Source organism: Massilia sp. SYSU DXS3249 (assembly GCF_053668055.1).
Genome location: NZ_JBSIPX010000014.1, coordinates 50,922 through 68,881, shown reverse-complemented (window position 1 = coordinate 68,881; position 17,960 = coordinate 50,922). Strand labels below are relative to the sequence as shown.

14 protein-coding genes are annotated in these 17,960 nt (G+C 68.7%); 7 read left to right on the top strand and 7 right to left on the bottom strand.

The features are described 5' to 3' along the window. Nucleotide 1: 1 nt before the first annotated feature. Nucleotides 2–1,954: a hypothetical protein gene (locus tag ACWCIA_RS16445; RefSeq protein WP_454164976.1), complete on the top strand. Its 1,953-nt coding sequence runs from the start codon at nucleotides 2–4 to the stop codon at nucleotides 1,952–1,954. 191 nt (nucleotides 1,955–2,145) lie between these two features. Here the strand turns inward: ACWCIA_RS16445 and ACWCIA_RS16440 are convergent, their stop codons facing one another. Next, complete coding sequence (locus ACWCIA_RS16440) at nucleotides 2,146–3,180, bottom strand: lysozyme inhibitor LprI family protein (protein ID WP_454164974.1); 1,035 nt, start codon at nucleotides 3,178–3,180, stop codon at nucleotides 2,146–2,148. Between the two features lie 507 nt (nucleotides 3,181–3,687). On the opposite strand from ACWCIA_RS16440, the gene ACWCIA_RS16435 reads away from it, so the two are divergent. Further along, entirely contained in the window at nucleotides 3,688–4,863 is a 1,176-nt protein-coding gene (locus tag ACWCIA_RS16435) for an MFS transporter (RefSeq protein ID WP_454164973.1), read from the top strand. Nucleotides 4,864–4,869: 6 nt separating this feature from the next. On the opposite strand, the gene ACWCIA_RS16430 is transcribed toward ACWCIA_RS16435, so the two are convergent. Both ACWCIA_RS16430 and ACWCIA_RS16425 read right to left on the bottom strand, forming a co-directional pair. Next, nucleotides 4,870–5,724, bottom strand: coding sequence for a cupin domain-containing protein (locus ACWCIA_RS16430; protein WP_454164971.1), 855 nt, complete (start codon nucleotides 5,722–5,724; stop codon nucleotides 4,870–4,872). 80 nt (nucleotides 5,725–5,804) lie between these two features. Then, nucleotides 5,805–7,589, bottom strand: a complete 1,785-nt coding sequence (locus ACWCIA_RS16425) for a glycoside hydrolase family 2 protein (RefSeq protein ID WP_454164970.1) — start codon at nucleotides 7,587–7,589, stop codon at nucleotides 5,805–5,807. Between the two features lie 144 nt (nucleotides 7,590–7,733). Here ACWCIA_RS16425 and ACWCIA_RS16420 point away from each other — a divergent pair, with 144 nt between their 5' ends. The 3 genes from ACWCIA_RS16420 to ACWCIA_RS16410 are packed head-to-tail and all read left to right on the top strand — an operon-like array spanning nucleotide 7,734 to nucleotide 10,521. After that, complete coding sequence (locus ACWCIA_RS16420) at nucleotides 7,734–8,366, top strand: DUF4254 domain-containing protein (RefSeq protein ID WP_454164968.1); 633 nt, start codon at nucleotides 7,734–7,736, stop codon at nucleotides 8,364–8,366. Next, nucleotides 8,363–9,289 carry a glycosyltransferase family 2 protein gene (locus tag ACWCIA_RS16415; RefSeq protein WP_454164966.1) on the top strand — a complete coding sequence of 309 codons (927 nt, stop codon included), beginning with the start codon at nucleotides 8,363–8,365 and terminating at the stop codon, nucleotides 9,287–9,289. The genes ACWCIA_RS16420 and ACWCIA_RS16415 overlap by 4 nt, the downstream gene beginning before the upstream one ends. Beyond that, nucleotides 9,286–10,521, top strand: a complete 1,236-nt coding sequence (locus ACWCIA_RS16410) for a glycosyltransferase family 9 protein (RefSeq protein WP_454164964.1) — start codon at nucleotides 9,286–9,288, stop codon at nucleotides 10,519–10,521. The genes ACWCIA_RS16415 and ACWCIA_RS16410 overlap by 4 nt, the downstream gene beginning before the upstream one ends. A gap of 406 nt (nucleotides 10,522–10,927) precedes the next feature. On the opposite strand, the gene ACWCIA_RS16405 is transcribed toward ACWCIA_RS16410, so the two are convergent. The 3 genes from ACWCIA_RS16405 to ACWCIA_RS16395 form a co-directional block, all read right to left on the bottom strand. Then, entirely contained in the window at nucleotides 10,928–11,980 is a 1,053-nt protein-coding gene (locus ACWCIA_RS16405) for a glycosyltransferase family 9 protein (RefSeq protein ID WP_454164962.1), read from the bottom strand. A 190-nt stretch (nucleotides 11,981–12,170) separates the two neighbouring features. Beyond that, nucleotides 12,171–13,553: a N,N-dimethylformamidase beta subunit family domain-containing protein gene (locus ACWCIA_RS16400; RefSeq protein ID WP_454164960.1), complete on the bottom strand. Its 1,383-nt coding sequence runs from the start codon at nucleotides 13,551–13,553 to the stop codon at nucleotides 12,171–12,173. Beyond that, nucleotides 13,550–15,229: a carbamoyltransferase family protein gene (locus ACWCIA_RS16395; protein ID WP_454164958.1), complete on the bottom strand. Its 1,680-nt coding sequence runs from the start codon at nucleotides 15,227–15,229 to the stop codon at nucleotides 13,550–13,552. The genes ACWCIA_RS16400 and ACWCIA_RS16395 overlap by 4 nt, the downstream gene beginning before the upstream one ends. A 265-nt stretch (nucleotides 15,230–15,494) precedes the next feature. On the opposite strand from ACWCIA_RS16395, the gene nudC reads away from it, so the two are divergent. Then, a complete protein-coding gene (gene nudC / locus ACWCIA_RS16390) occupies nucleotides 15,495–16,316 on the top strand; it encodes an NAD(+) diphosphatase (protein ID WP_454164957.1) in 822 nt (273 codons plus the stop codon). Nucleotide 16,317: 1 nt separating this feature from the next. On the opposite strand, the gene ACWCIA_RS16385 is transcribed toward nudC, so the two are convergent. Continuing rightward, a complete protein-coding gene (locus ACWCIA_RS16385) occupies nucleotides 16,318–17,211 on the bottom strand; it encodes a hypothetical protein (RefSeq protein WP_454164955.1) in 894 nt (297 codons plus the stop codon). A 168-nt stretch (nucleotides 17,212–17,379) separates the two neighbouring features. Between ACWCIA_RS16385 and folE the strand changes: the two genes are divergently transcribed. Further along, complete coding sequence (gene folE / locus ACWCIA_RS16380; protein WP_454164954.1) at nucleotides 17,380–17,946, top strand: GTP cyclohydrolase I FolE; 567 nt, start codon at nucleotides 17,380–17,382, stop codon at nucleotides 17,944–17,946. Nucleotides 17,947–17,960 lie beyond the last annotated feature (14 nt).

The window sequence follows — 17,960 nt, the reverse complement described above, 5'->3', positions numbered from 1 at the left end:
GATGGCCCTGTTCATTCCGGAATGGACGCGCGCGAGCGGGCGCCAGCTGCAGCTCAAGCGGGTCCTGAACGCCCTCGACGAGGCGACCGTGGTGCGCAAGCCCCTGCGCGACGAGCAGGACGCGCCCGACCTGTTCATCGAGCACGCCGAACGCGGCTGGCTGGCGCTGGCCGTCGTCGACACGCCCTTCGACGCGCTCGATGCGCGCCAGCTGTTCGCCAGCGACGCGCGCGGCGCATTCGACGCCCAACTGCGCGGCTGGCGCACGGCGCTGCCCGCTGCATTGCCCCTGCTGGTGCTGCTGTGGGCGTGCAGCGAGGACGAAACGGCGCTGCTGGCGGCGCAACTGCAGGAGGCGCCCGAGGTGCGCCTGCTGTCGCGCGAGCGCTATCTCGAGCGCGGCGCGCCGGGACTGGCTGCACTGCAGCGGCCGCTGGCAACGGGCGACGAGGAGGAGCTGCGCGCACGCTTCTTCCCGGAGTCGCTGCTGCCGCTGGCGCCGGTGGCGCGCAGGCGCTTCCGGCGCAGCAATGGCGCCAGCCTCGGCGGCCTGTTCCTCGACGCGCAGCAGGAATGGGCGGCCAAGCTCGACCTCGAACTCCCCGACGAGCAGGCGCAGGCCGCGCTCGACCTGAACGTGCGCCTGGTGAACGGCGTGGCCGGCAGCGGCAAGACCCTGATCGCCCTCAGCCGGGCGCTGCTGCTGGCCGAGATGCATCCCCGGGAACGGGTGCTGGTCCTGATCCATAACACGCCGATCGTGGCCGACATCCGCGAGCGCCTGCACCGGACCCGCGGCGCCCTGCCGGCCAACCTCGAGATCACGACCTATTCGGCCTGGGTGCACCGGCAATGGCGCAAGCTGTACCGCATGCCCCTGCAGATGCCGGGCGACCCCGACTACCTGGCGGGCCTGGTGCGCAGCCTGCGCCCGCGCTGGCCGGAGCTGAAACTGCCGGACGCGCAACTGGTCGAGGAATTCGACTTCCTCAACGAGATGCTGGTGGCGAGCGAAGCGGAATACATGGACACCAGCCGGGCCGGACGCGGCTTCGCCCTGCGCGCGAAGGAACGCGCCGAGGTGTGGGCGCTGTTCATGGAGGTGACCGACGCGCTCGCGGGCCAGGGCCTGCGCATGTGGAGCGCGGTGGCGGCGGACGTCTGCCGCGCGCCCGGCCATGCGGCGCTCGAGCGTTACGAACACATCCTGGTCGACGAGGCGCAGTTCTTCGCGCCGTCCTGGTTCCATACGGTCAAGCTGGCGCTGCGCCCGGGAGGGCGCCTGTTCCTGTGCGCCGACCCGAACCAGGGTTTCATGAAGAGCCGCCTGAGCTGGCGCAATGCGGGGCTGGACGTGGCCGGGCGCACCAAGAAGCTGCTGCGCTCCTACCGCACCACGCAGGCCATCCTGCACACGGCCGGCGCCCTGCTGGCGCGCACCGTGCAGGCCGATCCCGAGGATTACCTGGAGCCGGATTTCACCGGTATGGAAGAGGGCGCCGCGCCGATCCTGCTGCGCGTCGCCTCGCCCCAGGACGCGGTCGACCGCGCCGTCAACGAAATCGTGGCGCTCAGCGGGGAGCACCGCCTGCCGCTGTCGGCCTTCCTCGTGATCTATGGCAGCGACACCCCGAAGCAGCTGCTGTACCGGAGACTATGCCGCGCGCTCGGCGCCGGCCGCGTCTGGTGGCTGAACAAGGACAAGAAGCAGCCGCCCGGCGGCTACGGCCCGGACTACCTGCGGCTGGCCAATTTGGAGACCGCGACCGGGCTCGAGGGCGGCGTCGTGTTCCTGCTCGGGATGGAAAGCCTGCTGGCCGTCGGCGACGGCGCGCGCGAGGCGGACGCCCGCAAGCTGTATATGGCGATGACGCGGGCCAGCCACCGGCTGGTGGTGCTCAGCACCGAAGACGTGGGGCCCGATGCGCAGGGGTTGTTCCGGGCGGGGGCGTGATGTGCGTGGCTGCGCATTGGTTGGTTGAACGCGTGGGCAAGAAACTTGCCCACCCTACGTCCCTCCGCGATATGTCCATGAGCGCTTATCGAAGGGACGTAGGGTGGGCGGCTCTACCCGAACGGTAGTGATCCCGCGGCATCGGCGCCGCTCACGCGTTCAACTGCATCCCGATCAGCCAATCAGGCTGCTCAACGCCCCGCTGCAGCATTGTCCAGTTCCGTCAGCTGTTTCAAGCGGCGCGCGGTCAGCAGGGCGCGCCAGCCGGAGCCGGGCACCTGCGGGTGGCGGATCGAGCCGAACAGTTCCATCGCGTCGCGGTAGGCGAGCCAGGCGCGCTGGGTCTTCTCGACCCCGGTCTTGCGGATCGTGCCGAGGTAGGAGGTGCTGGCGGGACGGGTCAGCATGAAGCGGCGATAGGTCTCGTTCATCTTGTCTTCCAGCGCGGCGAACTCGGCCTCCGAGTAGCGCGGGGCCTTGCCCGTTTCGGCGTCGAGGACGTCCGCGCTGAAGGCGTCGAGTTCGGCGGCTTGCGTGTCGAGCTGCAGCGAGCGGGTGGCGCCGCTGCCGGCGTCGGTTTCGTAGTCGACCCGGTGCTGGGCGAAATACTGGGCGGCCTTCAGCGCCATCTCCAGCCCCAGCTGTTCCTTCTCGCTCCAGCCGCGTGCGATGGTGGCCAGCTGGGCCGCGCGCGATTTGTCGCGCTGGCGCTCGCGCACGGCCGCGCACTGGCCGCGCATGTCGGCACTGGCGACGTCGTCGCAGACGTCGAGCGGGGCGCGGTCCTCGCCGCCGGCACGGCGCCGCACGTGCTGCACCCGCGCCTTCATTTCGTTGACCGGGCTCTGGATGCTGCAGGCGTACTTGAGGGCCAGGTCGAAGTTCGGCGTCATGGCGGCGCCGTTCGCATACAGCATCATCAGCACCCCGTTCGCCCTGGTGCGCACGGCGCAGGCATGCACCTTTTCCCATTCCGCCTTGCTCGCATCGGGCTGGTTGAGCGCGTCGTAATACAGGGCGCCGGCGTCGCAGCCTTCGGTCTTGCCGGCGCGCGCAGGCTGGTGCTCGCGCGGGGGCTTGAGTCCGGCCACGCGCAGACATTGCCGGTACCAGTCGCTGCCGCGTAACACCTCCGGCGGCGCGCCGTACACGTTCGGGTAGGGCGCTGCCTGGACGGCGCCGGCCAGCAGGCCCGCCACGAGAAACGGCCAGTACGCACGAGACATCGCAATCTCCTCAAAAGTTTCCTGTTGGAAGCTTTAACGCTACCGCGAGGCGAGCTCGTCGGTGGTGAGATGGCGCAACCGGTCGTGGCAGCCGGCACGGATCGCGCGGCCTCCCAGTGCTCGTCCGTTACCTACTTTCTCAAGGGTTTTTACATTCCGTAACGGGAGTTTTAGCGCTTTTTCATGGGAAATAAAGTGACTGCATGCAATAGGTTTAACACCCCGTGCAGCTCTGCCAATTACTTGATTTTTCGACTGTGATCGTGACGCAACGCGCATAAATTTTTTCCGTACGGCAAACCAAAAGTGCGCTTCGGATGCGTAAAATTGCCGTCCATCAGCTTCCTGACGCCAACTTTTCGAGGTTGGCGTTTGTTTTTTCTACCCCTGTTAGCAGTCAGTTACGAACGGCAGAGCAAGAGAACTCTTCCGACCGGAGACATCCGACAGCGCGAACGCTGCGGGAAACATGACGCACCAGGCACCCATTCAATCGATTTAGGAAAAATGCAAACTTCTGTTACCGCTAGCCCCGCCCCGATCTCTACGTCGCGCCGCTCGGTTCTCATTCAAGCCCAGGACTATGCCCTGCCTGTGTTGTTCGCCCTGTTCGGCCTCGTCATGGGCTCGTGGGCAGGCCGTATCCCGGCCCTCGCCGAGCGCGTGCACGTCTCGCACTCGGCCCTGTCGATGGTGCTGCTGTGCGGCGGCGTCGGCGCCTTGTTGTCGTTCCCGGTGTCGTCCTTCCTGATGGGGAAGTTCGGCGCCCGCAAATCGCTGCTGATCTCGGGCCTGGCCCTGCTCGGCGTGCTGGTCTCGATCGGCATGGCGCCGACCGTCTCGCGCCTGATGATGGCCGTGCTGATGCTCGGCATTACCGCCAGCGTGTATGACGTCGCCATGAACTCGGTCGCGTCTAAGCGCGAAAAGCAGACCGGCAAATCGGAAATGTCGATGCTGCACGGCCTGGCCTGCGGCGGCGGCCTGGCGGGCGCCACCCTGGGCAGCCTGATGGCCAGCCTGAAAATCGCACCGGCTACCCACTTCATCATGCTGGCCGGTCCGCTGGCCATGGTGCTGTGGGGCGCCTACCAGATGCTCGACGTCGACAACAACGTCGAGAAGGTCGAAAAGAAGAAGTTCGCCCTGCCGCGCGGTCCGATGGCACTGCTGGGCCTGCTGGGCTTCCTGGGTGCGATGTCGGAAGGCAGCATCGCCGACTGGAGCGGCGTGTTCCTCAAGGAGCATTTCAACGTCAGCGCCGGCATGGCGCCGCTGGGCCTGACCTGCTTCTCGGCGATGATGCTGGTCTCGCGCCTGGTCGGCGACAAGCTGAAGGTCCGCTTCGGCGCCCAGCGCCTGGTCACCACCGGCGCCATGATCTCGAGCGCCGGCCTGTTCTTCGCCGTGCTGTCGCCGAACGCGTATTTCGCACTGGGCGGCTTCGCGGTCGCCGGCCTCGGCCTGTCGCTGCTGTTCCCGTTCGTGTTCAGCGCGGCCGGCGCCCAGGGCCCGGTGGCACTGGCCGGTGTCGCCAGCATGGCCTATAGCGGCACCCTGATGGGTCCTCCGGTGATCGGCGCCATCGCCCACCACGTCGGCATGCAGATGGCGATCGGCTATGTCGGCGTCCTGTCGCTGGGCATCGCCTTCGTTGCCAGCCGCAGCCGCCTGCTGAAGTAAGCACCGCTAGGCAGTAGAAAGCTGAGCCGGCCTGTGTGCCGGCTCAACCTCCTTTAGCCACTGCCGTGGCGACACCCCCACCATCCCCGTAAACGCCCGCGTGAATGCGGGCGCGCTCGTGTAGCCGGCCTGGGCACTGACCACCTTTACCGGCATCCCCTTGCGCAGCAGGTCCTGCGCCAGGCCGATGCGCCAGCGCGTCAGGTATTCCCCTGGCGGCATCCCCACCACGTTACGAAAATGCTCGGTAAAGCGGGCGCGCGACATGCAGGCTTCGCGTGCGAGCGTCTCGAGCTGCCAGGGTTCGTGCGGACGTTCGTGGATCGCGCCCAGCGCCGGCGACAACTGGCGGTCGGCCAGCCCGGCCAGCAGGCCGATCGACAGCGTGCCGTGTTCGAATTCGTGGCGCAGCACCTGCACCATCAGCACGTCGCACAGGCGGTCGAGGATGACGTCGCGCCCCTGGCTGGACGAAGAGGCTTCGGCGAACAGCAGCTCGAGGGTGTGTTCGAGCGCGCGCACCTTCGAAAAGGGCAGGTACAGGCGTTCGGGCAGCGCGCGCGCCAGCGGATTGGCGCCGCCGTCCTCGAACGAGATGTGGGCGCACAGCAGGTTCGCGCTGGCGCCCTCCGGGACTTCCAGGGTATGGGCGCTGCCGCGCGGGTAGTAGACCATGGCCGGCCTGTCCACCCGCAGCGGCGGCAGGTTCTCCTGGCGGAAGATCACGGGGCCGCAGCGTACCAGGTGCAGCTGGCCTGCCGAGCTGTCCTCGGCAAACGCATTGGCATCGCAAAAGACCCCATTGAAAAACACCCGGGCGCGGAACGAGTAGCGGCCGACCAGTGACGAGATCTTGTCCATAAGCTCCATTCTTGGATGTGCAGCCTATTCTGGACGATCTGCAATCTTTTGAGAAGCGCAGCACGTTTCGTCACGGCCTCCTACCCGTCGGGCCAGAGCTTGGCGTGCAGGGCGGCGATCTGTTCCGGCGGCAGGCGCGGCACCCGGTCGATCGTCATCAGGCCGTTCTGCTCGTGTTCGACGTCGGTCAGCTGCGTATAGCACAGGCCGGCAAGGAAGGGCAGCGAGGCCAGCCCTTCCATCAGGGTGCGGTAGCGCTGCGCCAGTTCGTCCTCGTTGCGCACGTTGCCGTAGGCGTCGTACAGGCGGTCGCGCCGCCGTTCCGGCCGGTCCGGCGCCATCAGGTAGCCGCCGACCTCGGAAAACACGATGGGCTGGCCGCGGTACTGGGCGCCGGGCAGGAACAGCGCCTTGGCCTTGTGCCAGCCCGTCTCCGGCGGCAGGCCGGTCAGCAGCGTGCTGGCATAGCGTTCCAGCAGCGCCTCGACCGGATGCGAATAATCGTGGATCGTGCACACGTCGGTGACGTCGGTATGCTGCCAGCCGTCGTTGTCGATCACCGGCCGGGTCGTGTCGACCAGGCGCGTGCGCGCCACCATCCGTTCCAGGAAATCGTGCTGGTGCGGATGGCGCATCAGCTCGGGGAAGCCGAAGCTTTCCACCACCGGCACCCAGGCCACGATGGAGGGGTGGTTGGCGTCGCGCATGACGGCCCTGAGCCATTCGATTTCGAGGCGCTCTTCGGATTCTTCCGACCACGAGCGCGCATTCGGCATCTCTTCCCACACCATCAGGCCGAGCCGGTCGCACCAGTAGAGCCATCGTTCGTGCTCGATCTTCTGGTGCTTGCGCACGCCGTTGAAGCCGAAGCGCTTGGCCCAGGCCACGTCCTCGCGCAAGGCCTCGTCGGAGGGGGCGGCCAGCAGGGTGTCGGGCCAGTAGCCCTGGTCGAGCGCCATCAGGAGAAAAATGCGCTTGCCGTTCAGGTGGAACCAGCCGTCCTTGAGTTCGATCGAGCGCAGGCCGACATACGATTCGACGCTGTCGACCAGCTGGCCGCGGTGCAGCAGGCGCACGCGCAGGCCGTACAGGTGCGGAGAATTCGGCGACCAGGGCTTGGGATCGGGGATGCGGGTGCGCAGCTCGAGGCTGGCGCCGCGGCTGGCGGTGCGGGTGCTGGCGCAGACCCAGGTCGAATCGGGGTCGTCCAATACGTCGAGCTCGGCTTCCCACTCGCTGAAGGGGCCGTGCAGGTGCACCGTCAGGGCGAGCGCGCCGTCCGGATCGGCTTCCAGCACGCGCAGGTAATCGATGCGCAGCGGCGCCACCGGCTCGAGCCAGACGTTCTGCCAGATGCCGCTGGTGCAGTAATAGTAGATGCGCACCGGCGTGCCCGAGGCCGACTGCTTGCCGCGCGGCTGGTAGGGATCCTGCCGGTCTTCGACGCGCACCGTCACGCGGTTCTGGCCGGGGCGCAGGTAGGGCGCGATATCGAACGAGAAGGGTACGTGGCCGCCGCGGTTGCGGCCCGCCACGCGGCCGTTGACCCAGACGTCGGCCCGGTAGTCGACCGCGCCGAAATGCAGCAGCAGGGCGCCGCTGTCCCAGCCGTCGGGCACCTCGAAACTGCGGCTGTACCACATGATTTCGTGGATCTCGCGGCTGCCGATGCCGGACGTCGCGGATTGGTAGGGGAAGGGCACGAGGATCCGCCGGGGGAGTTCGCGGCCGTCGAACCAGCGTTCGGACAAGCCGGCGTTGGCGTCGTCGAAGGCGAACTCCCACCAGCCGTCGAGGCTGGCCCACTGCTGGCGCACCATCTGCGGACGCGGATAGGGCGCGCTGGGGGTGTCAAAGCTGCGCATGATAGGGGCAATACAGGGGTGGGGAAGGGGACTGATTTTGTTTTGCGCTTGAATAAAGTGTACACCCGAATCGCATCGAACTTTCAAGCCCCCGCAGGTCTCCAAACATGAGTTCACAACGCGGTTTCTCAGGCGGAGGCGGCCATGGCGCACGGACTCGATGCACGCTCGATCACCCTCTATCACGACGCATTTTTGCAGGTCGCGCAGCACGCTGCCGACGCCTTCGACACCGGCGGCGAAGCCTGGCGCGCCATCGCGGCGAACCACCGATTTAATTGTTTGCTGTGGCGCGAAGAAGACAAAGCCCGGCGCCAGGATGTCCCCGCCGCCGACATCGCCGCCGGCAAGCGCCGCATCGACGCCTACAACCAGCAGCGCAACGACGCCGTCGAGGCCATCGACGAAGCCATCCTTGCCGTGCTGGCGCAGGCCGGCGTCGCGCCGAGGCCCGACGCCCGCCTGTCGAGCGAGACCGCCGGCGCCATGATCGACCGCCTCTCGATCCTCGCGCTGAAGATTCACCACATGCGCGAACAAACCTTGCGCCTCGATGCGGGAGCGGCCCACGTCGACGCCTGCACGGCCCGGCTGGGGCGGCTCGTCACGCAGCGCACAGACCTGTCCGGCTGCCTCGACCGCCTGCTGCTCGAAGCCGGCGACGGACGCGCCTACTTCAAGGTGTACCGCCAGTTCAAGATGTACAACGACCCGGCGCTCAATCCCTGGCTGTACGGAGACGCGCGCGCTTCACAGGCGCAGGGGCGGACCGCATGACGGCGGCGATCGATGTCCTCATCCCCACCTGCGAGCGGCCGGCCGCGCTGGCGGTGACGCTCACGGCCCTGGGCGCGTCCGGCGGGCCGCCGCTGCGCATCGTCGTCTCCGACCAGTCCGAAAGCGCGGTGGCCGTCGAGCAGCCCGAGGTGGCGGCCGTGCTGCGCTACCTGCGCGCGCGCGGCATCGCCGTCGACACCCACCGCCACCTGCCGCGACGCGGCATGGCCGAGCAGCGCGCCTTCCTGCTGGCGCAGGTGCAGGCGCCGTACTGCCTCTACCTCGACGACGACGTGATCGTCGAACCGGACCTGGCGGCGCGCCTGCATGCCGCGATCCTCGGGCAAGGCTGCGGTTTCGTCGGCAGCGCCGTGCACGGACTGAGCTACCTCGGCCAGGTACGGCCCGGACAGGAGCAGATCGAGTTCTGGGAAGGCCGCGTGCAGCCGGAAACGGTCCGGCCGGGCATGCCCGCCTGGACGCGCCACCACCTGCACAGCGCCGCCAACCTGTTCCACGTGCAGTCGCGTCACGCGGGCGCTGCCGGTGGTGCGCCGGACGGTGCTCCAGAAGTTGCTCCAGAAGGTGCTCCCCAAGGTGTTCCCCGAGGTGCTTCGGAATCGCGCCTGTACCGGGTGGCCTGGATCGGCGGCTGCGTGCTGTTCGACAGCGCCAAGCTGCGCGCATGCGGCGGCTTCGAATTCTGGCCGGGGCTGCCGCCGGGCCACTGCGGCGAGGACGTGCTGGCGCAACTGCGCGTCATGGAGCGCTACGGCGGCTGCGGCATCCTGCCCTCCGGGGCCTACCACATGGAGCTGCCCACGACCGTCACTACGCGCGAGGTCGACGCACCCTACGCCCTGCTGGGCGAGGCCGCGGCGGTGGACGCAGCGCGCGGGCCCGCCGGCGTGGTGGCGCGATGAGCGGGCAGGCTGGCGCGTCGCGCCCGGTCTTCGGACGCAAGATCGCCGTCTTGCGTCCGAACGCCGTGGGCGATTTCGTGTTTGCGCTGCCGGCGCTCCACGCGCTCAAGCGTGCCTATCCGGATGCCGAACTGGTCCTGCTCGGGCTGCCATGGCATGCCGTCTTCCTGGCCGGCCGACCCGGGCCGGTGGACCGCGTGATCGCGGTGCCGCCGATGGCCGGTATCGGCCTGCCGCCGGACGCGCCCGACGACGGCACGGCGCGGCGCTTCGCCGCCGCCATGCGCGACGAAGCCTTCGACATCGCCTGCCAGATGTACGGCGGCGGCAGGTATTCGAACCCCCTGGTCGCCTCCTTCGGCGCGCGCCTGACGGTAGGTGCGCGCGCCGACGGGGCGCCGCCGCTGGACCGGACCGTGCGCCACGCGGAGCCGGGCAATCGCCGCCTGGCCCTGCTCGAGATCGCCGCGCTGGCCGGCGCCTGCGACCTCAGGCTGGAGCAGGAGCTGGCGGTCACGCAGGCGGACCGCGAGGAAGCGGCGCGGGTCGTGCCGCCATTCGCTGCGGGGACTGCATTGCGTGGGTATGCGTCGTCGGCATCTGCTGCCCGGGAAGGACTGCGCGCGGGGCAGTTCGGGACTGCCGCAGGGCCGGCGGCCAGGGAAGCGGTGACGAGGGAAGCGGCGGCGGGGCAGGCGCCTGCCCGATCGACGCCGCCGCTGGTGCTGCTGCAGCCCGGCTCGACCGATCCGCGCCGCTGCTGGCCGGCCGCATCGTTCGCGGCCGTGGGCGATGCGCTGGCGCGCATGGGCGCGCAGGTCGCGGTGAACGGCACCGCCGCGGAGGCGCCGCTCGTGCGCAGCGTGATCGAGGCGATGCACGCCCCGGCCATCGACCTGTCCGGCAAGCTGGGCCTGGGCGGACTGTGCGGCCTGGTCGAGCGTGCGGCATGCGTGGTATCGAACGACACCGGCCCGCTGCACCTGGCGCTGGCGATCGGCACCCCCGCCGTCGGCATCTTCTGGTTCACTAACCTGATCGACGGCACCCCTCTGCGCCCGGCCCTGCTGCGCGCCGCGCTGTCGCTGCGCCAGGATTGCCCGGAATGCGGGGCATCGAATCTCACCAGCCGCTGTGCCCACGACGCCAGTTTCGTGGCCGACGTGCCGGCCGAGCAGGTGATTGCGATGGCGGAAGACTTGCTGGTGGCGGGCACAGGCGCAGGGTCGTGAGCGCGATGCGAAGGGGGGAACGTGCCGATCCAGGTATCGCCAGCGCAGGATGGTAGGGTGGTCGGCTCCACCCTGGTGCAGGATCATACGCAGCGCCTGCGCCGCCCACGCGTTCAACCCCAGCAGGAATGACCGCGCAGCTCACATGGGCCGCCCGAACGCGTGAACGGCGTAGAGGTCTCGTCGATGCACGGTTCCGGGTCGCGCCGTCCACCCTACGGGTCTATTTACGCGTAACGGTGTGGCCACCCCCGGGTTTTACGCAGCACGAGTGACCGCGCAGCTCGCATGGGCCGCTTGAACGCGTGGGCGGCGCAAAAGTCGTGGCCATGCACGGTGCCGGATGGAGCCGTCCACCCTACCGGGCTATGGGGCAAGCGGTGTTGCGGATCGGCGGGCGGGAACGTTACCAGTAGGGCCACATCCCCGCCGTGCGCTGGCGTCCCGGATCGGTGCCGGCCAGCAGGGCCCGCGCGTGCTGGAGGACGGCGGCCGAGCGCTGGGCGTCGGGGTCCCAGATGCAGCGGTGCTTGTCGCGGTCGAGCGGGGCCCAGCGGGCGATGTCGGCCTTGCTGAAGATGACGACGCTTTTCAGGCGCAGGCCGGCGGCGATGTGGGACACGCCGGTATCGTTGCAGACCAGCAGGCGCGCATTCTTCATGAGCGCGGCCATGGCGCCGATCGAGATGGGCGCGGCCGCATTCACGGCGGGCGCCTGCATGTGGCTGGCGACCTCGTTCGCCAGCTCGGCTTCGTCGGCCGAGCCAGTCAGCACTACGTCGACGCCGAACTCGGCGGCGAGCCGGTCGGCCACTTCTGCAAAACGCTGGGCCGGCCAGCACTTGTCGCGCTTGCGGGCGCCGGGGTGGACGCAGATATAGCTGCCGGGCGCCAGGCCGGCCGCGATGCCGCTCGCCTCGAGTTCCTTGCGGTCGTCCGGGGCCAGCGGGAATTCGAGGTAGTCGCCGACGGCGCTGGCGCCGAGGCGCTCGACCAGGCGCAGCAGGCGGTCCGATTCTGCCCCCACCCGCGGATAGGGGAACAGGACGGTGTGTTCCGTGTTGACCGCGTCGCCATCGCAGTAGCCGGCCATCGCTTCGGCACCGAAACCGGCCACGATGTCGTTCGTCACGGCGCCATTGCCGTGCAGTTGCAGCGCCAGCGTGCAGCGCTGCGCACAGAGGCCGGCATAGAAGGGCGTGAGTTCTTCGTGGCGCACCGGCTGTTCCGGCAGCAGGGGATGGCCGGGGAAGGCCACGAAGTCGTCGACATAGGTCCGGAATCGCCTGGCGAACTGGCGTGCCCAGGGCAGACCCACCAGGGTGATGCGCGCATGCGGCAGCGACGCGCGCAGCGCCCGCAGCGCGGGCACCGCACACAGCATGTCGCCCAGGTGCAGCGCGCGGAACACGAGGATCGATTCGACCTCGCGCCGATGCAAGAGTGGACGCCGATACACCGTTTCCTCCGTTTGATGAGATGACGACATGGCCAACCGTCCCGTGAACCGGCCAGGACGCTCAAGAGCGCCTGGCAAAATCCTCTTCGCTGCGTCGCCGCGCCTCGCCATACAGGCGTACTGTCTTCGACGTCGCGCTTCGCTCCGAGGAGCTCACCTTCAACACTCCTGCAGGTTTTGCCGGGCGCGCTCAATGCCGCAGTAAACGGTCCAGCACGTTGCGGGTGATGCGCTCGACCCGGCGGTCGCGCCCGTCGGCCAGCACCTGCGCCCAATCGGTCGTGCCGGCCGAAAAAACGGTGCCGCCCCGTTCGAACAGGCCGAGCGTTGCCGCATGCACGCCTTCGCCGGCGGCGTGGCGTTCGCGCGGCGGCAGCTCCTGCCAGCGGCTGTCGAGCGGGCAGGCGGCCAGCAGCTGGTAGGCGTCCGGCGTGCCGCCTTCGTCCGCCCAGGCCGACAGGGTCGCCGTTCCGCTGGCGCGGTCGAAGGCGTCGAGCGGGGCGCCGTCGCATTCGTAGCCGGCCAGCGGCGGCCAGGTGTCGGCCCCGAAGGCGTCGCCGCGCGCCAGGCCGGTGCCGGCGAATACCCAGTGCTCCGGCTGCTGCACGATGAAGCCGGCTGTGTGGCGTGCGCCGTCCCACCAGCCGCCGCCGTGGCGGTAGCTGACGCCGGCGAGCCGGTCTTCCGGCCTTCCGGCGCCGCGCGCCGGCCACCAGTGGTCGAAGGCGCCGCGCGGCCCGCCCTGGTGGCAGACGAGCGCACGGCCGTCGTCGACCAGGTGCATGCGCCACCAGCACAGGTTGGCGGCGAAGAAGGCGAGGTTGCCGCCGGCGGCGACGAAATCCTCGATAGCGTCGCGCGTGGGCTCGGTCCAGTATTCGTCGTGGCCGGCCGACACCAGCAGCCGGTAACGCAGCGGCAAGCCGGGGTCCAGGTGGATGTCGAGGTCGGTGCAGAATTCGGGCGTGTAGCCCTGGCGTACCAGCCAGCGGATGAAGCGCCCGTCCCAGTGGGCGAAAGTCTGGCGGCTGGAGCTGGCGTCGTAATGGTCGGGGGCGCCCCAGGTCGGGCCGCCGATGCCGCCGCCGGGCCGGCGCAGCGACACGCGGGCGCCGGGCGGGTCGAGCGAGCGCGGCGGATTGCAGTAGTAACAGCCGCCGCCGCTGAAGTTATAGGCGTGGTAGGTCGCCAGCGGCAGCTTGTAGAGCATGCCGCCCATGCGGTTGCCGTACGGGCCTGCGCCGCGCGGACCGCGCACGACGAACAGGGCGGCGGCGAAGTCGAGCGCCAGCGAGAGCGGCACCTTGCCTTCGGCTTCCTCGAGATGGGCGATGTAGACGCTGGAGGTCCAGTGCGCCGGCACCGGGAATTCGTAGGCCGGCCAGTCCCAGTCGTCGCCGGCGCCGCGTTCGCGCGCGCGCTCGCCCGGCAGCCAGGACGAGCTGTGCAGGGCCTCGAAACCGTCGCGCCAGCGGTAGAAGTGCACGCGAAAGCGCCGGCTGTCGGTGGCGACATGCAGCACCAGCCGCTCGCCGGGCAGCACGCTGGCGCGCTCGGGATAGGCCCGGATCATTCCGGCAGCTCCGGCTCGACGCGCTTGCGCACCAGGTAGGGCGGCATCGCCAGCGCATGCAGCGGCATGCGCCGGAACGAGGCCACCGCCTGCGCCGGCGTTTCGACGATCGGCTCGTCCTTGCCGTTGAACGAGGTATTGAGCAGCACTGGCACGCCGGTGCGCTCCATAAAGCCCGTCAACAGCGCGCGCAGCAGCGGGTCGTCGTCCGGGCCCACGGTCTGCAGCCGGGCCGTGCCGTCCACATGGGTGATCGCGGGGACAGTGCTGGCGCGACCTGGCCGTACGGGCGCGGCGAACTGCATGAAGGGAGAGGCGCCGGGGACGTCGAAATACGCGTCCGCATGCTCGGCCAGCACGACCGGGGCGAGCGGGCGGAACCATTCACGCTGCTTCACGCGGGCGTTGATCCAGTCGCGGACATAGCCGCGGCGCGGGTCGCCCAGGATGCTGCGGTGGCCGAGCGCGCGCGGGCCGAATTCGCTGCGTCCCTGGTACAGGGCCACCACCTTGCGCGCGCACAGCAGGTCGAGCATGCGCTCGCGCAGGGTGTCCTGGCTCGTAAAACGTTCGACCAGCAGGTCGGGCACGTCCGCCAGCGCCGCCGCGATGTCCTCGTCCCGGGGCTGCGGGCCGAGGTAGTCGTGGCGCCAGCGGTAGTCGCAGGGCAGGCCGGCCAGCTCGGTCAGTCCGTACAGGGCGCAGCCGAGCGCGGTGCCGGCGTCGCTCGGCGCCGGCGGGATGAACACGTTCCGGAAGGGCGTCTCGCGCAGCAGCCGTTCGTTGGCCGAGCAGTTCAGCGCGGTGCCGCCGGCGAAACAGAGGTTCTGCATGCCGGTGGCCCCGTGCAGCCAGCGCGCCACGGCGAGCAGGGCGTCCTCGAAGGCGCGCTGGCCGGCCGCGGCCAGGTTGGCGCACTCGGAGAAGCTGATGCCGGGCGTGCCGTAGCGGAAGCGCTCACGCTCGGCAAGCAGGCTGCGCCAGGCCGGCGGAATCGTGACCCGGCAGCCGTCGACCGCGAGCGGCGGCAGCTCGAATGCGTGCGCGTCGCCGTGCGGCGCCAGCCCCATCACCTTGCCCTCGTTGCCTTCGCCGGGGAACAAGGCCTGGGTGAGCAGGAAGTAGAACATGCCCAGGCCCACGAGGCGGGCGTCGTCGCGGTCCCACAGCTGCTTGGCGAGGCAGTCGACCCGTTCGCGGGTCGCGGTGTAGAACGAGGAGACCTCGCGCCAGTCGCCGGGGACGCCTGCCGCCCCGCTCCAGTGTTCGGTGAAGTCGGCGACGGGGCTGCCCTGGCCGTCGACGACCATGACGGCCGCCTCGCGGAAGGAAGAAGGGTGGAACACGCTGTACAGGTGCGCCAGGTGGTGCGAGATGCGCGCGCGCCGGCAGCCGGGCGCCAGCACCAGGGTGTCCTGCAGCTCGGCCTCGTAGTCGGGCAGGGCATCGATTTCGGCGTCGGACGAAAAGCATTCGACCAGCACGTCGATCGGACGCTCGAGCCCGGGCAGGGAAGGGAGGTAATGCCGGCGCAGGTCGCCCGGCTTGCCCCAGTGGTGCTTGTGGCGGGTGAGCCGTTCTTTCTGGATCGCCCACACCAGCTGCGAGCCGTGCATCAGGCAGATGCTGGCGTCCTGGGTGCGGTTTATACCGAGCACAACGGGTGCATCGTCCATCGTCTTCTCCCCGGTTGTCGTTCAAGGATGCAGCGATCAGTCAGCACTTTGAGCGCCATGCCGGGTGAATAGTTCGGACTGCTGGTTGCGGCTGACGCAGGTCCGGAAAACCGCGAAACGACGAAACTTGACGGCAAGATGAGGGTCAGAAGCGACAGCAGCCCTGCGGGAACGCGGCCTGCGGTCGAGGTCGTTGAGGCAGGCAGCAGGCGCAGGGCAGCGGCTCGCGGTATGATGGTCCACCTGCCATTCGACCATGACCGATATGCTGCGAACACCCCCGACCTTCACGCCGCTGATGGCGCCCCAGGCGCATGCTGACCCACTCACTTTCCTGTTCCATGGCGGACGCCTGCTGGTGCGCGAGCATGACCTCGCCTTGCCGGATGCGGCCGCGCTGGCGGCGCTCGGGCTCGATCCCGCGAACGTCCAGCCGGTCGGGCTGCTGGGCGAACGTTATTGCCAAGCAGGCTGGCGCGATGACGAGGCGGTACCGGAGGGCTATGCCTGGCGCGGGCTGCGTTCGCTCTTCTTCGGAGAGTGGGAAGAGGCGATGATGGGCGTGGCCGGGCGCGCGGCGCAGATCGCGGAATGGGCGCGTACGCACCGCTTCTGCGGCGCCTGCGCACACCCGATGACGCGCGTGCCGCACGAGCGCAGTTTCAAATGCGGCCATTGCGGGCACCTGGCCTATCCGCGCATCTCGCCGGCAATGATGGTCCTGATCCGCAAGGGAGACAGCGTGCTGCTGGCGATGCACGTGGCGTCGCCTGCCAAGCGTTTTACGCCGCTGGCGGGCTTCCTGGAGGCGGGCGAATCGATCGAGGAAGCGATCCACCGCGAGGTGTACGAGGAGGTCGGGCTGCGGGTGACGAACCTGCAGTATTTCGCGAGCCAGTCATGGCCCTTCCCGCATTCGCTGATGATTGCCTTTACGGCCGATTACGTGGGCGGCGAGATTCGCGTCGACCCAAGTGAAATCGCCGAGGCGCGCTGGTTCGGCCCCCATGACGAGTGGCCGGAGCGCGTGCCGCAGGTCTCGGTTTCGAGCGTGCTGGTCGACGCGCACCGGCCACCGGGGCGCTGATTCAGGACTGGTTGACTGCGGCCGGCATGGCGGCGCCAGTACGCACCTCGACCGCTGCCTGGGTGCGCACCGCATCGTCCGGGCGCGCGCCCGTGCCGCGCAACTGCACCGCGCGCTGGAGCAGGTCGAACCAGAACGGGGCGCCGAACAGGGTCGTCGCCGCCGTCACGATCCACCCCGCCGCCTGCAGCGCAAACGCACTGTTCAATACGGGCGGGAAGCTGGTCCAGCCGATCGGCATGGCCAGCAGCTGGCGCAGGGTTTGCGCGTCGAGCGCGCCGGGCGCGGCGCCGATGTGGGCCGCCAGCTGCGGCTGCTGCCACAGGGCCTGGAACAGGGCAATGCTGTCGATGTTGAACAGGATCGCCAGCAGCAGCGACAGCAGGAAGGAGATCAGGAGCTGGCGCCGTTTGTAGTTGCCCGACACGCGCTGCATGGCGTTGTCGAACCAGCTCGCCACCGCACGCTGGAAACGCTCGAGGTCGCCGCCCGCGCGCGCATGCAGGGCCTGCAGTGCGCGCCGTATCTGCGGATCGGCGACCGCGTCGATGTCGGCGCCCAGGCGCGCAAAATCGCCCGGCACCTGCTGGATGCTGTCGATCAGGGCGATCGCGAAATGCGCCGGTTCGATATAAGAAGGACGGCTTGCCAGCGCGCGTTCGCCGACGCGGCTGCCGTCGCTGTGCGGATTGACCAGCGGGTGCGCGTAGACGGCCTGCGCCAGCGCCTCGAAGCGCGGGTCGTTGAGCATGCTTTTGATACCCGCCAGCAGCGTGTTGGCGCGCAGCCGGAAGGCGGCCGCCAGCGCTTCCTGCACCGTGGCGACAATCAGCGCCACCGTGCCGTAACAGAACGTCAATCCGATTGCTACTTCCAGTACCGAGCTTCCGAACATAGGCCGCCTCCAGGAGTTAGGATCCTCCTTCACGCTAGCGCAAGGGTTTAGTGGATGAGTCCGGTTTGCTCAAGAAAAGGGCAGCAGCCGGTCGCTCCCGCCCATTTTCTATATACTGGCGGCAATCGCATTTTTTATGCGCATCGTTTAGCGCATTTTAGGATTCCCATGTCAGAAAAAGAAGCATTCACCGAACACGACTGGCGTCGCCTGCTGACCAGCCTCGGTGAAGATCCGAACCGTCCCGGCCTGCACGAAACGCCGGCGCGCGTCGCAAAAGCCTGGAAGCACTGGACCTCGGGCTACGACCAGGACCCGGTCCAGGTACTGAAAGCTTTCGAGGACGGCGCCGAGCAGTACAACGAGCTGATCGTGGTGCGCGGCATCCCGGTCTACAGCCATTGCGAACACCACCTGGCGCCCTTCTTCGGCAAGGCCACCGTCGGCTATCTGCCGAACGGCAAGATCGTCGGGCTGTCGAAACTGACCCGCCTGGTCGACATTTTTTCGAAGCGCCTGCAGGTGCAGGAGCGCATGACGATGCAGATCGCCAACGCGCTGATGGAAGTGCTCGAACCGAAAGCGGTCGGCGTCGTCGTCAAGTGCCGCCACATGTGCATGGAAAGCCGCGGCATCCGCACCCAGGGCGAGGAAACCATCACCTCGTGCATGCTGGGCGAACTGCAGCCGAACCTGGCGCTGCGCACCGAGTTCCTGGCGCTCGCACGCGACTGATTTTTACCAGGTCC